General features: G+C 56.8%; 12 protein-coding genes. 9 read left to right on the forward strand and 3 right to left on the reverse strand.

The features are described 5' to 3' along the window. Nucleotides 1–10: 10 nt before the first annotated feature. The 6 genes from P40081_RS12345 to P40081_RS38395 all read left to right on the forward strand — a co-directional run bounded on the left by P40081_RS12345 (nt 11) and on the right by P40081_RS38395 (nt 5,318). Complete coding sequence (locus P40081_RS12345; protein ID WP_039299775.1) at nt 11–823, forward strand: GTP diphosphokinase; 813 nt, start codon at nt 11–13, stop codon at nt 821–823. Continuing rightward, a complete protein-coding gene (locus P40081_RS12350; protein WP_305954205.1) occupies nt 789–1,271 on the forward strand; it encodes a DUF309 domain-containing protein in 483 nt (160 codons plus the stop codon). Before P40081_RS12345 ends, P40081_RS12350 begins: the two co-directional genes overlap by 35 nt. A gap of 69 nt (nt 1,272–1,340) precedes the next feature. Then, on the forward strand, nt 1,341–2,906 hold the full coding sequence (locus P40081_RS12355; RefSeq protein ID WP_042135755.1) for an RsmB/NOP family class I SAM-dependent RNA methyltransferase: 1,566 nt from the start codon (nt 1,341–1,343) through the stop codon (nt 2,904–2,906). Between the two features lie 3 nt (nt 2,907–2,909). Continuing rightward, complete coding sequence (locus tag P40081_RS12360) at nt 2,910–3,674, forward strand: pseudouridine synthase (protein WP_042135757.1); 765 nt, start codon at nt 2,910–2,912, stop codon at nt 3,672–3,674. A 648-nt stretch (nt 3,675–4,322) separates the two neighbouring features. Beyond that, nucleotides 4,323–5,126: a Cof-type HAD-IIB family hydrolase gene (locus tag P40081_RS12365; RefSeq protein ID WP_042135759.1), complete on the forward strand. Its 804-nt coding sequence runs from the start codon at nt 4,323–4,325 to the stop codon at nt 5,124–5,126. A 33-nt stretch (nt 5,127–5,159) separates the two neighbouring features. Then, nucleotides 5,160–5,318 (forward strand): hypothetical protein, encoded by a 159-nt coding sequence (locus P40081_RS38395; protein ID WP_156118593.1) that lies wholly within the window; start codon nt 5,160–5,162, stop codon nt 5,316–5,318. 322 nt (nt 5,319–5,640) lie between these two features. Here P40081_RS38395 and P40081_RS38975 read toward each other — a convergent pair whose 3' ends face one another. Continuing rightward, nucleotides 5,641–5,730, reverse strand: coding sequence for a sporulation protein YjcZ (locus tag P40081_RS38975; RefSeq protein ID WP_197073075.1), 90 nt, complete (start codon nt 5,728–5,730; stop codon nt 5,641–5,643). 115 nt (nt 5,731–5,845) lie between these two features. Continuing rightward, complete coding sequence (locus tag P40081_RS12370) at nt 5,846–7,252, reverse strand: RsmF rRNA methyltransferase first C-terminal domain-containing protein (RefSeq protein ID WP_042135761.1); 1,407 nt, start codon at nt 7,250–7,252, stop codon at nt 5,846–5,848. A gap of 190 nt (nt 7,253–7,442) precedes the next feature. On the opposite strand from P40081_RS12370, the gene P40081_RS12375 reads away from it, so the two are divergent. The 3 genes from P40081_RS12375 to P40081_RS12385 are packed head-to-tail and all read left to right on the forward strand — an operon-like array spanning nt 7,443 to nt 13,358. Further along, nucleotides 7,443–8,579, forward strand: a complete 1,137-nt coding sequence (locus tag P40081_RS12375; protein ID WP_042135763.1) for a glycosyltransferase family 4 protein — start codon at nt 7,443–7,445, stop codon at nt 8,577–8,579. Nucleotides 8,580–8,583: 4 nt separating this feature from the next. Next, nucleotides 8,584–10,056: a metallophosphoesterase family protein gene (locus P40081_RS12380; RefSeq protein WP_081969926.1), complete on the forward strand. Its 1,473-nt coding sequence runs from the start codon at nt 8,584–8,586 to the stop codon at nt 10,054–10,056. After that, nucleotides 10,053–13,358 (forward strand): AAA family ATPase, encoded by a 3,306-nt coding sequence (locus tag P40081_RS12385; RefSeq protein WP_042135765.1) that lies wholly within the window; start codon nt 10,053–10,055, stop codon nt 13,356–13,358. Before P40081_RS12380 ends, P40081_RS12385 begins: the two co-directional genes overlap by 4 nt. Here the strand turns inward: P40081_RS12385 and P40081_RS12390 are convergent. Further along, on the reverse strand, nt 13,345–14,472 hold the full coding sequence (locus tag P40081_RS12390) for a YkvI family membrane protein (RefSeq protein ID WP_042135767.1): 1,128 nt from the start codon (nt 14,470–14,472) through the stop codon (nt 13,345–13,347). The two genes, P40081_RS12385 and P40081_RS12390, sit on opposite strands and share 14 nt — an antisense overlap. Nucleotides 14,473–14,598: the final 126 nt, after the last annotated feature.

A 14,598-nucleotide genomic window follows, 5' to 3' on the forward strand; every position in this document is an offset into this window, starting at 1 on the left:
GGACAAGGCGATGGACGTCAGGGACTGGGGAACTTTTCTACTTCCATATGAACAGACTGTGGAGGAATTGAAGGTTAAATTTAAAACAATGCGCTCGGAACTCAAGAAAAGAGAAGAATATACACCGATTGAGTTCGTAACCGGACGTGTCAAACGGCTGTCGAGCATACTCGAAAAGGCTAAGCGGTTAAACGTGAAGATGGAGGATCTGGAAACGGGCATTGAGGATATCGCCGGCATTCGCATTATGTGCCAATTCGTCGAGGATATCCGCAGAGTGGCGGAGTACATCCGCGCCCGCAAGGACCTTGAAGTGTTATATGAGAAGGATTACATCACCAACTACAAGGAAAGCGGATACCGCAGCTTCCATATGATCATCAGATACCCGGTACAGACTGCACTTGGACAAAAGATTGTACTGGCCGAAATCCAGATCCGCACGCTGGCGATGAATTTCTGGGCAACCATTGAGCATTCGCTGAATTATAAATACCGCGAGAGCCTGCCGGATGAAATGCGCGTCCGCCTGAAGACGGCAGCGGAAGCGGCATCGATCCTGGACAGCGAGATGTCCAGTATCCGTGAAGAGATTCTGGAAGCCCAGAAGACCTTCGAGGAGAACTCGAATACGACGACCCAACTGCTCAAAGCCATCCATCAGCTGTATTTCTATCACCTCGTGAATGAAGCGATTGAGTGCCAGGAGCGGTTCAATGCCATCTGGCAGGTGCAGGATATGGACGCTATGCGGGAGCTGCTGGATCATGTGCGGGAGCTGCTCTCGAATGCCAAGAAGGGCAGCCAGCCGGATGGCCTATGAGCCGCTGTACCTGGAGTATCTGATCTATTTCAACCGGGACAGGGATTACTTCGAATGTCATGAGGTGCTTGAGGAGCTATGGCTGGAACAGCAGCGCGACCCGCTCTACAAAGCATTGCTGCAGGTAGCGGTCGGGCTGTATCATTTCCGCAACGCCAATGTGCGCGGCGGACGGATCATGCTGAGGCAGTCCTATGAAGTACTGCGTGGATATCCGGCGGTTACCTTGGGGATTGATCTGGCGAAGCTCGTGCAGGAAGTGGGAGAGTATGCCGCCCGGCTTGAAGCTTATGAAGAGCAGCCGTTTCCCTATTATGACCTGACGATCCGTATTGTTGACCCTGTGCTGGAAGAAGCGGCGGGAATGACTGCGCAGTCTCTTAAGCCGCAGCTTCCCCAGCGCCGGGGGCCGCAGCGGCCGGATAGACCCAGGCATAGAGCGGATTGAATATAGCAAGGCAACATTAGGAGCACCCGCAGGGGTGTTCCTTGATTATTTGAGCAGGAGGACGGCATCATGGCGGCACAACTGCCCGGGCTTTTCATGGAGCGCATGAAAGAATTGCTGGGAACTGAATACGATCAATTTGTGGATACATATAAGCAGTCCCCCTACGGAGGAATCCGCGTAAATACGCTGAAAATTACTGTGGACGAGCTGCGCGGACGATCCCCTTTCGGGCTGGAGCCTATTCCCTGGTGCCCTACCGGTTTCTATACCGGAGAGGGAGCCAGACCCGGCAAACACCCGTATTATCATGCAGGGTTATACTATATCCAGGAGCCCAGTGCCATGGCACCGGTCGAATTGCTTGGCGTTCAGCCGGGTGACCGGGTACTGGATCTGTGTGCCGCGCCCGGCGGCAAATCCACGCAGATTGCCGCCAAGCTGCAAGGCGAAGGTCTGCTGGTTACCAACGACCTGCATCCGGAACGGACGAAGGCACTTGCCAAGAATCTGGAGCTGTACGGCGTGCGTAACGGAATTGTACTGAATGAGAGCCCGGAGCGGATTGCAGCCGCATTCCCCGGATTCTTCGACCGGATACTGATTGACGCGCCTTGCTCCGGTGAGGGCATGTTCCGCAAGGACGAGGATATGGTCAAGCAGTGGGAACCGGAAACTCCGGCCAAATATGCGGGTATGCAGCGGGAGATCCTTGCGGCGGCAGCGGCAGCGCTGAAGCCGGGCGGAACGGTCGTATACTCGACATGTACGTTCGCCTTGGAAGAGAACGAAGAGATGATTGACGGTTTCTTATCCGGTCATCCGCAGTTCTCGCTGGTACCGGTGGGCGGCAGCGGTTCTTTTGCTGCCGGATTAGGTCCATTGCCGGGAGCTGCGCGGCTGTGGCCGCATAAGGTCAAGGGCGAAGGACACTTCATGGCCGTGCTGCGGCATGACGGAAGTCCTGATATAGCTGGAGTGGCAGATATAGAGGCGAGAGCAGACTTCATAGAAGCAAGGGCAGACTTCAAAGAGGCGACCGTATCCGTTTCTCCGCGTAACCGGGATACCAGGTCCGCTTCCCCTGCCAAAGCGTCAGCCGGCAGAGCAGATAGCGGGCGCGCAGGCAAGGGCGGACGGGGGCTTGGCAAAACTGGAGCTGCTGCCGGACGGCAGGTCCAGGGAACCGGAGAAGAAGCGTCACTTGCGGTATATGCTGATTTTATTCAGGAGCTCCTTGGGAAGCTGCCCGCCGGATATCCGGTATGGTTCGGAGATCACTTATATATCTCGCCGCTGCCGCGTGAAGCGCTGGACGGACTGAAGACGATCCGTCCGGGCTGGTATGTCGGTCATATGAAGAGCGGCCGGTTCATTCCCGGGCATCCGCTGGCAACAGCCTTGCATCCTGCGGAGAGCAGCCGAAGTGTGTCGCTGTCCAGTGCAAGCGGTGAAGCTGTCTCCTACCTGAAGGGAGAGACCTTGTCGATTCCGGAGGAACGTCTGTCCATTAAGGCCGGTCATGCCTCCAAGGGTTACATGCTCGTCTGCATTGACGGCTTCAGCGCAGGCTGGGGCAAATGGCAGGACGGTATGCTCAAGAACGAATATCCCGCTGGCTGGAGGTGGACATAGATTATGAGTGGAGCAGGAAATACGAATAAGAAGCAGCGGATTGATAAAGTATTGTCCCATATGGGCATTGGCTCACGCAGCGATATCCGCAAGCAGGCGAAGCAGGGGCTGATTACGGTGAATGGCGCTGTAGTCAAAGACAGCGGCTTTCATGTAGACCCCGGGCAGGATGTGATCGAGGTTGGCGGTGAGCCGGTTCTCTACCGTGAATATATCTATCTGATGATGAACAAACCGCCGGGCGTCCTGTCCGCGACTGAGGACAAACGCGACCGTACTGTTCTGGATCTGCTTAAAGCTGAGTATGCGCTGTTCGAGCCGTTCCCGGTGGGGCGGCTGGATAAGGATACCGTGGGTTTGTTGCTGCTCACCAATGACGGCAAGCTGGCTCATGAGCTGCTGTCCCCGCGCAAGCATGTACCCAAAACCTACGAAGCTACGGTCGAAGGTGAGGTCGATGCGGCGGATGTGGCCGCTTTTGCAGCCGGTGTGGAGCTGGAGGATGGGTATGTGACACTTCCGGCAAGCCTGAGGATTCTGAGCAGAGAAAGAGGCAGCAAGGTGCTGTCGTATATCTCGCTCACGATCACGGAAGGCAAATTCCACCAGGTGAAGCGGATGTTCGTGGCGGTCGGGAAGAAGGTTGTCTTCCTGAAGCGCGTATCGATGGGGGAGCTGAAGCTGGATGAGAGCCTGCCGCTTGGCGCATGCAGGGAGCTGACTGCTGAAGAGCTGGAGCTGCTGCGCCGGGGCGGGGCGGAGGAATAAGCTGGCGGGTAAAGTGATGCAGCGCCATATCCAGCAAATGAAGAGCGGACCTGGCAGATTGCCAGATCCTAAATGGTGGAAGGCTAATACAACTTCGGCGGACCGCCGGGGCTTGGGCTTGCATGCAGTATAGCTGAAATGACTGTACGCCGGACCGTAGCAGATACTAGCTAGTGCAACTTCAGAACTGAAAAGTGAGTGTATTCAACAATGCTGCTAGTGATGTGTTCAGTCCTAATGAAGATTCAGAGATAGTTGTATAATGTACAATTAAAAACAGCGAAAAGGGATGCTTGCGTCTTATAAGTGTATTCTGTACAACTAAATCTGCCTAAATGGGTGAAAACAAAGGTGCAATGGCAGTTTAATTGTACGAAATACAACTAAATAGTGTATTGGTTGTAAATCAGACGTTTTAGTTGTACAAAGTACAATTAAGCATATTGAATGCCGTAATCGGGTCAATGCAATGGCTCGCTTACCGTACCTACGAGACTCACGTACTATTCAGCCGATTTTGGGCAGCTGCGCGGGTGAAGGATTTACACAACCTTTGATATAAACGAAATCGTAGCTGATGGGGTACAGGTAAGCTTTTGATATAAAGTATGTGCAGCAGATTATACAGAGAAATAAGGATGGTGGAGTATGAAATACAAGCTGATAGCACTTGATGTGGATGGAACGCTGCTGAACGATGATCATCACTTGAGTGACGAGAATAAAGCGGCCATTGCCGAGGTTACCCGCCAGGGCGGCCAGATCGTATTGTGTACAGGACGCAGCCCGCAGAATTCGATTCCGTTCATGGAAGAGATGGGCTTGTCGGGGTATGTGCTGGGGCATAACGGAGCGGTGACGGTGAGTGTGAAGGACCGCAAAGTACTACACCAATATGGAATGGATGCCAGGGGGCTCGATCCGTATATCGCGTATTGCCGCGAACATGATATCCATTTCGATGTTAACACTGCATTCGATATGTATGTCGATAATGTCGAGAACTTGACCAAGGAAGCCAACTTCATGTATGAGCATTTCCGGATTATGCCTGCATCGCTGCCGGCCTGGGAGGATTTCCGCGAACCGATTGTGAAATTCACCGTGTTCACGCAGTCTGATATTCTGGATGAAGCGCAGCGGGAATGGTCTACCTGGGGAGAGCAGTACAACATTCTGCGCAGCGGAGAGTTCTTCGTGGACTTCATGCACCCGGAAGCCTCCAAAGGCAATGCCCTGAAGAACCTGGCCGCAGAGCTGGGCATTCCCCAGGAGCAGGTCCTGTCGATCGGCAATTATTATAATGATATCTCTATGCTGACGTATGCCGGCCTGGGTGTTGCTATGGACAACTCACCGCTTGAAGTCAAAGCAGCAGCAGATGCGGTTACCGGAACGAATAATGACAATGGCGTGCGCGATGCGCTGGTGAAATACTGCCTGTCTTCCTGACTTCTGTCCTGATTGGCCCCGGCGGTGTACTAAGTGGAAAAACGTCATCTAATTATGCGGAAATCTCAGGAAACAGGGCAGCAGTTGGAAAAAAGACACTTAATTCCGCTCCCTCTGGAGAATATCGGGAATATGGGCGGAATTAGTGACGATAATCCACTTATTATTGGCAAAGCAGCAGAGACGGAATGATTAAGTGTTGAAAATCATAACTATTCCCACAACCCGGGCTGCTTCGTCGCATTCAGGATCAGTGAAGCTTGCAGAAGACGAAGACCACATAAAGCATGGTTCAGTGCCTTGGCGGCTCTGTGCTGTGCTTTTTTTGTGGAGTTCCCCGTTCAGATAAAAAGAAATACGCAAATAAAAAGTGGAAATGTAAAGTGAAAATGTAAAACGCAAATAAAAAGTGCAATTGAAAAGTGCAAATAAAAAACGCAAAAAAGCAGCCTTGCCGCTCCTGAAAGGAACGGCCGGGCCGCTTGTGTCTATACGCTATGCTGCTTAAGCGGAATTAGACAAACAACGAACGGGAAATGATAACGAGCAATATGAAGAGCACCAAAATCGCACCGGTCGATGTGAAGCCTGGAACTGCACCCATGTCTGATTCCTCCCTTGACTCATGTCTGTTCCCATTGCCGCGTTAGTAGTTCAGCGGAGCTCCATGGGATAATGACATCATATGCGTAAGGAGGCTCCCTGAACTGGTCAGCAGCCTAAACCTCATCAATATGGGCTTTCAGTATCCGCAGGCCCTTGGGCAGATGATTCTTCAGCTGGCCGGAGCTGGCTTTGCCCCAGCCTACGGGCAAGCCATCCACACTGACCAGTGTCCAGCCATGCAGGCTGGCCGGAACGGGCAGACTCTCTCCGCGCAGCCAGGCCTGGATTTCCGGACCCCCGGCAGGCATATCATAGATCCGCGCCGCCTGATCCGGTCTCAGCGCCATGGCAAGAGCGTGGGCGGGTTCAATCCGGTTTTTCTTCAAGTGGGCAATATGCAGTCCGGCACGCGGAACCTTAAGGCCGTCGAGCAGGCCGGTGTGCAGCCGGTCATTGAATGCTTCGGGCAGCAGATACAGGGATTCACCGAAGAGAAGCGGTACGCCGCTTCCGGCAAACCCGGGCAGTTCTACCGACGACCAGCTTATAAACTGCTGATAGGCATCCCGGAGCGAGGAGCTTACTTTCGGACTGTTCTTGCCGCGGTCTCCGCGTTTGCTGCGGCCCTGACGCTGTGCAGGTTCGGCATCATCCTCTACAACTGCCTTGCGCAGCAGGGCTACGAAATGCCCTTCTCCTTTTTCCAAATGAGGCCACAGCCGTTTCGTAACGATCAGCTCCATATCGGGATAGCTCTGTATGAAGTGTTCGATCGTCTCTTCGTTTTCTTTGCGGTTAAAGGTGCAGGTCGAGTAAGCCATACTGCCGCCCGGCTTCAGCATCAGGTAGGCATCCTGCAATATATCCCACTGTCTGGCAACACACATCTCCACATGCTTCGGTGACCATTCGCTTACGGCGGCAGGATCTTTGCGGAACATTCCTTCACCGGAGCAAGGCGCATCAAGCATAATCCGGTCAAAAACTTCAGGGAACCGCTTGGAGAGTTCCCCCGGGGTTGCCGAGGTGACAAGCGCGTTAGCTATCCCAAGCCGCTCTACGTTTTCTGCGAGTATTTTGGCCCGTTCAGGATGTATTTCATTGGATATCAGCAAGCCTTGTCCCTGCATCAGCGCGGCAATATGGGTGGTTTTGCCTCCCGGTGCGGCAGCCAGATCGAGAACAGTCTCCCCGGGAAGCGGTCCAAGCAGCTCAGCTGCGGACATTGCCGAGGGCTCCTGAATATAATATAGTCCGGCGGTATGATAAGGATGTCTCCCCGGCCGTGCAGGCTCTTCATAATAAAATCCTGCCGGACACCAAGGTACCGGCGACAGGCTAAATTGGGATATTGCTTGTTCCGCAGCTGTGCGGCCCGGATCTGAAATGCTTTTTAAACCATTGAACCGCAGACCCTGGGTCCGCCGTGCATGATAGCTCTCCAGAAAAGCGTCTGCCGTATCCCCCAGCATCTCTCTAATGTCAGCGGTGTAAGCGGCAGGCAGCCGTTCTTCATTCATACGTCATTCTCCTCTAATCAAAATCCAAGATAAGTAAAGCTGTCATCTTAGTTGCTGTTTCAGGTAGATACCGATAAAATCAAAGTATGGATCTTAGCGTACCTGTAATTGTACTTCTACATATACACAACTATATCATAATTGCCGGGTCTCACCGTAATCAGGGCAATTGTAAAGGGAGATGTACCTTATGAACTTGCTGCAAGCGCTATTCTTCCCGCCGGAGCAGCCCGGTGGTGTATCTTCTATGATCCCTTATCTGCAGGAACGCTTCCGGTCCAGCCGCTGGGAGATGGATTTGTTCTGGCTGCCCAAACGGATCCGGGGCAAGGGACGCGAAGAGATTGTCTTTGAAACCTTTGACTGGACACAGTACGGCGAAAGTCCGGTTGTGCAAAAATATATCCAAACCTACCGTGATTATATTTGGTGGACGAAGCTGCGGATGAGCAAAAGCTATGATCTGATCCATGCCCATCACCCGATTGCCGGGCTGGCCATGAAAAGAATATATCCGGAAATTCCTTTAATTCAAACGCTGCACTCCAGCTATGAACGCGAGCTGATTCTGAATGGAGCCATCCAGGAGGGCGGCCTGGAGCATCAGTTTCTGGTCTCGATTTACCGCGAGCTGGAGCATGTCAGCGACAGGCTGATGACGGTTTCGCGCGCTTTTGCCGAATATTTAACTCCTTATATAGATCAGCCCGGCAGCATCGGCGTTATTCCCAACGGTTTCGACGAGAAGAGATTCAAGCCTGTGCCGCATGACAATGATATTCCGCAGCTGGTCACTGTTACCCGTCTGGTACCGGCCAAAGGAATAGATACACTGTTCAAGGCTTGTGCCGAGCTCAAAAAGCGGGGTCATGAATATGTACTGCATATTATCGGGGACGGACCGAGCCGGGCGGAGCTGGAGCAGCTGGCGCAGGACCTGGGAATTTATAATGAAACGATCTTTTACGGCTATACGCTGCATCCGGAGGAATTCATGCCGTTCTTTGATATTTTTGTCCTCCCTTCGCGGGCGGAGGCATTCGGGTCAGTCTTTGCGGAAGCTGCACTCAGCTGCCTCGCACTTGTCGGAACGAATGTCGGCGGGATTCCCGAGCAGATTGAAGATGGCGTCAACGGGCTGCTGGTGAATCCGGATGATGAGCTGGGACTGGCAGATGCCCTTGAGAAAGTGATCAGTGATCCCGGCTACCGTTATGAGCTGTCCCGTTCGGCCTGGGATAAGGCCAAGAGCCTCTATTCCCTGACCCGGGTAGCCAATGAGCTGAAGAAAACTTACCTGCAGTATCAGCCGGGAATGAAGGGGTGAGGGTATGATACCTTTTCGATTCCTGCATGCTGCGGATCTGCATCTGGACAGCCGGTTTGCAGGGCTGTCCCATCTCCCGCAGGCTATACGCTCCTATCTCCGGGAGTCCACCTTCGCCGCCCTCGGGCGGCTTGTTGGCGTAGCTATAGAGCAAAAGGTAGATTTCGTTGTCATAAGCGGCGATGTTTATGATGTCTCCGATGCCTCTCTCCAGGGTCAGCTCCGGTTCCGGGAAGCGCTGGAGGAACTCGGGCGGCACGGGATTCAGGTGTTCCTGATTCACGGAAATCATGATCCGCTGGACGGGCCGCGTCTGGTAGAGGCACCGCCTGATCACGTTACGGTGTTCGGCGGCAATGAGCCGGAACAGGCTATTGCCCGCAGCAGAGAGGACGGCAGGGAGGTAGCCGTGATCAGCGGGATCTCCTATCCAACTGCCAAAGTGACTGAGAATACGGCGCTGCGGTATAACCGTCAACCGGGCAGCAGCCTGTTCCACATTGCCCTGCTGCACGGCAATGTGGACGGGGATCTCCAGCATGAGACGTACTCTCCGTGCAGCCGCAAGGATCTGATCGGCAGGGGCTACGACTATTGGGCGCTGGGGCATATTCATAAACGCAGTATTCTGCACGATCGTCCGCCGATTGTCTACCCGGGAAATATTCAGGGGCGAAGTATTAAAGAGACTGGCCCTAAAGGCTGCTATATCGTTTATGTGGATGCAGAAGGTGCTGCGTCGCTGACCTTCCATGAACTGGACAGTGTGCGCTGGCAGGTCCGTGAGATCCCGGTGGAGGGTCTGGCGGATGAGGCTGAGTGGACGCGGGCCGTTGAGAATGCGGTTGAAGACCTCCGGGAAGAAACACCGCAGCTGATGTCTGTGGTAAGATTCCGCCTGACCGGGCGGGGTGCTATACATAAGGTGCTGACGGAGAAGGGGGCTGCGGATGATCTGCTCGCCGAGCTGCAGCGGCGGGAAACGGTCCGTGCGGAACGTAAGGAGTATGCAGGTCTCGTGTGGACCGAAGGCTTCGCTATTGAAACGGGACTGGCGGTTGACCGGGGCCGTCTGCTGCTGGAGGACAGCTTCCTCGGCGAAATGCTGCGGCTTGCCGGACGTAGCGGCGGGAACGACGAGGAGCTGGAGGAGCTGATCTCCACTGCGCTAAGGCCGCTAATGGAGAATCAGGAGCTGCGCAAGCTGCTCATGTCCACAGGGAGCGAAGAGAAGCGGGAGTGGCTGGGCAGTGCTGCGGAGCTGGGCATTGTGCTGCTCAGCGGAGTAGAGGAGCAGGCTACTGTGCCGCAGAGTCCTGCGGCAGGAGAAGAGGTTGTGTCTGCCCGGGCCAACGGACCCTCGGAAAGAGACGGAGCCGGCGGATCAGCGGTGAATATGGCGATGCCGGAGGAAGAGGACAGTGACAGGGAAGCGGCAGACCTGACTGTATGGCGGGAGCGGGGGGATGCTGAATGAAAATTGAGTCTTTGCGGATTGACGGCTATGGCCGTCTGGCCCGGCGGGAGATGAAGCTGAACGAAGGGGTCACTGTGCTCTTCGGGCGTAATGAAGCCGGCAAAAGCACTACCCTGCAGTTTATCCGCGCGATGCTGTACGGCATCCCCGGCAGGGCGTATCCTGCCGAGCGGTATGAGCCGCTGCAGGGCGGAACACATGGCGGGGTGCTGAATGCGCGTGATGATAGAGGCGCCCTCTGGACGATCCGCCGGTTTGCTTCCGGCGGTGAAGGACCTGGAAGAGGAGAGAAGCTGCAGATTACACTTAGCCATCCGGATGGAAGCACTGAGGAGCTGCAGCAGGCTGAGCTGGAGCGCCGCCTGCTGGGCGGCATCTCGCGGAGTATGTTCCGCCAGCTGTTCGCCGTCTCGCTGGACGAGCTGCAGGAGCTTGGCGCGCTGCAGTCCGGTGAGATGAGCAGCTACCTGTTCCATGCCGGGATGGGCGGCGGCGGTGAGATTATGCGGGCGGAGAAACGCCTGGTCCAGGATGCCGAGAAGCTCTATAAGCCACGGGGCAAGGTGCAGGATGCCGCCAAGATTCTGCAGTCTATTGAGAAGCTGGAACGGGAGGTAGCGGAGAGCCGTTCCTATCTGCCCAGATATAATGAGAATACCCTGGCTCTGGAAGCGGTAGAGCAGAAGCTGTTACAGATGAAAGATAGCCGGGAAACCGCGGCAGACCAGCTGCTTAAGCTGCGGAAGGCGCAGGAGATCCGCGAGCTGTGGCTGAAATGGTCTGAAGCCCGGCTTGAGCTGGCAGAGCTTCCGCAGATCGATGCGTTCCCTGAAGCTGGAGTGGACCGCTGGAAGGCATTGGAGGGTGATCTGCGGGGGTTGCAGGGCGCGGCGTTCCGCCTGGAACGGCTGCAGGCAGAGCTTGCGGCTGAGCTTGCCGCGAATCCGCCTGATTCCCTGCTGGAGCAGCAGGGGCCGGTTCTCGAAGCGCTGGACCGCAGACGGGGCAGCTATGAGGACAAGCGCACGGAGCGGCAGCGGCTGACGGGTGAGCTTGCCGCGCTGGGCGAACAGCTCCAGCGTATCCTGCGCAGCATTGGCGCGGGCTGGAGCGCCGCTGAGCTGGCGGGCTTCGCAGCCAGCGCGGCGGACCGGGAAGCCGCGCGGCGCTACGCTGCGTCATTTGCCGGGTACGACCGGCAAATGGAGACCCGGGGCGCGGAGCTGCTGAGCCTCCGCGCCAGAACGGCCGCCGCCGGCGCTGCGCTGCAGGCGGCCGAGCGCCAGCTTGCGCGCGAACACGCAAGCGGCGCAGCGGACTTCGCGGGCCTCGCTCCGCGCAGCCCGCGTGAACTGCTGCAGCTGTGGGACGAGCTGCAGCAGGCCGCCGAGCGCTGGCGCGAAGCGCTGCTCGGCGGCTCTGCAGGCGGCGCGGAGGTCCCGCGCCGCAGAGGCACTGCCGCCGGGGACAGCCGCCCCGGCGGGAACGGGCGCCGGGCGCAGCGCTACCGGCGCCTCCTGCAGGCGGGCGCAGCGCTTACGCTGCTGCTGCCGCCTGCGCTGCTCTTGACCGGCGCGCCGCCGGTCAGCGCGTGGTCCGCGCTCGGCCTGCTGGCCGCAGCGGACCTTGCACTGCTCTTCGCTCTGCGCGGTGCAAGCAGAGCAGACCAGACGCCGCCTGCGCCGGGCGCCGGGGAGGCGGGCAAGGCCGCAGCGGAGATGCTGCGGCTGCGCGGGCTTTTGCTCTCCGGGGCGAAGCCGGAGAGCGGCATACAAGATGCCGGCGGGCTGGAGGCCGGGATGAAGGAGCTGCGCCGCCTGATGGAGGCGTGGAATGCCTGGCGCCAGCGCGTCGAACGGCAGACCGCTGAGGTGGAGGCCTGCCGCACGGAGCTCGCGGTGCTGGCCGGACAGGAGCGGGTACTGGCAGAGGAGCTGGACCATGCCGAAGCCAGCTTCACGGAGCTGGCCGCTCGTTATGAAGAATGGCTGCGCCAGCGGGGGCTGCCGGAAGGGCTCTCACCGGACGGTCTGCCGGATATCTTCGCTCTGGCGGAGCGGGGCAATGAACTGCTCCGCCAGCAGGGCAAATTATCCCTCCGGCTCAGCGGACTGGAGTCAGAGTGCGCTGCTTATGAGCAGGAAGGGATGATTCTGCTTAGAGATACTGAGGCTGCTGCCGAGGCCCGCAGGGATCACTCCTCTGTTACTTTGATGGCTCCCGCACATCCCGGCTCACAATCAGGCCCGCAGCCGGAGCCCCAAGCTGAACCTCCTGCCGGAGCCCGGGCTTTAACTCAAGTTTCACCGGACTCTCTTTCACTGCTAACCTGGCTGGAGCTGCGGAAGCGGGAATGGGAGGCGCTGAAGACAGAGCTGCTGCGCAGGGAGAGTATAGAAGCGCGGCTTACCCAAGTTCGTGAGGAACTGGCTGCGAACCGGAGAGAGCAGGAGGAGCTGAACGGGCGGAGCAGCAGGCTCCTTCAGGAAGGCGGCGCTGAGGACGGTGAACAATTCCTGCGCCGTTCATCGGCCTGGCTGAGGCATAGTGAGCTGACGCGGTCGGTACGTCAGTGGGAGCTGGCGATGTTTGGCGGATGGGAGCAGGAAGGCAAGGCAGAGCTGCTCCGGCTGCTGGAGCATCAGGATGCCCGGGTGCTTGAACAGGAACGCTTGGCGGCGGAAGAGGCGGTATTGAACCTGGAGGAAGAACGCAGTTTCCTGCTCCAGCAGCGCGGCAAGCTGCTGCAGGAACGGGAGGACCTGAGGGGACGGTGCATGGAGGACTCGGTGCTTCAGCAGCTGGAAGAACAGCGGGCGGCGCTGCGTAATCTGGCCGGGCAATATGCGGTAACGGCGCTGGCGGCAGAGCTTATGGGACGGACGAGGCGGATCTATGAACAGGAGAAGCAGCCGCAGGTGCTGCAGCTTGCCTCTGTATATTTCTCCAAGCTGACGCATGGGGAGTACCGCCGGATCGTAATGACTCTCGGGCACAAGGAGCTGAAGGCGGAGCATAAGGACGCCGGACTGCTGGACAGCGGACTGCTTAGCCGGGGGACAGCGGAACAGCTGTATCTGGCGATCCGGCTGGCTCTTTCGGAGACCATGAGCAGTCAGGTGAACCTGCCGCTGTTCTTCGACGATTTGTTTGTTAATTTCGATGAACACCGCTTGCATGCGGCTCTTGAATTACTTGGCGAATTGTCGGTATCCCGGCAGATTGTGATGATGACCTGCCACCGGCATGTGGCCGAAGCGGTGGCGGCGATCATACCTGCTGCTGCGGTTATTTCCGTGTAGTCCGGATCACCGGCTTAACCGCCACAATGGTGATGCCCTTACCTCCGCTTCCAGAGGCAGGCGGACCGCTTGGCCGCGGCGGCTGCGACATGGGAGCGCGCATCAGCATGACCGCCCACACCAGGCACAGGGCGCCGAAGATCGGGTAGAACACCCCGAGGAGGGAACTGAAGCCGAATTGGCTGAACACATAGCAGACCAGCATTAACAGCGGGGTTACCAGGGCTGGGGCGACCGGCAGGCGCTGCTGCAGTTGAACGCTAACTCCATAGATGTCTGCAACGAAGGTACTGAAGATTTCCATGAAGATCAGCAGCAGAAAAATCGTCTGCACGATGGGACCCAGCCGGAAGGCGATGCTGCCCATCGGAATCTCGAACTGCAGAATTCCCGGCATCTGTGAGCTCATGGCAAAGTGGGCTGCCAGCAGCATGAACCCGATTCCGGCTCCGCCCAGAATCCCTCCGCGTACAAGCGCCTGCTCGTCTTCGGTATGCCGGGCCAGCGGAACAAGCACAGCCTGGGCCATGCCGAGGTTGAAGGCGGTATACAGGAGCGGAGACATCCAGGCACTGAAGAAGCTGTGGTCTGACGGCAGGAACAGGAAACGGTCTGCACCGGGTACACCCAGCGTATTAAATACAATAATCAGCGACAGAGTAAGCATCAATGGGACCACCAGGCTGTTGATCTGGAGGATTCCGGAAATGCCGCGCTTCAGGAGCAGGTAGGACCCGAGAATGGTGAGCAGCAGCCCCGCCTGATAGGGCATTCCGAGATGCTCCTTAAAAATAGCCCCGGCACCTGCCAGCATGATGCTATTCACGCCAATCAGAATAATCATGGTGAACAGGCTGATGCTGGAGCCGACCTTTTCTCCAAACAGATGGCGGTTGAAATCTTCGTAGGAGTCTGCCTCGATCCGCCGGGCGATAATCATCATTTTGGTGCCGAGCCAAATAAATATCGCGGTGGAGAACAGGATGGTCAGCAGGGCCCAGTGGCCGTATCTTGTGAAGAAACGGAGAATTTCCTGGCCGGTGGCGAAGCCGGCACCCACAATGGTGCCAATATAGGTGAAAGCGATCTGCAATGTGCGGACTCGGGACTTCATGGCTCTCCTCCTCTGAATGCTGCGAAGATTTAAATAGCGGTGCGGGCAGGATTGCCTTGTGCAGTCCGCATAGTACAGGTTATGATGAGGAACAGAAGGACATGACTTCCGCCTTGTGAATAAGCT

The organism is Paenibacillus sp. FSL P4-0081 (assembly GCF_000758565.1).
Taxonomy (GTDB): domain Bacteria; phylum Bacillota; class Bacilli; order Paenibacillales; family Paenibacillaceae; genus Paenibacillus_AQ; species Paenibacillus_AQ phytohabitans.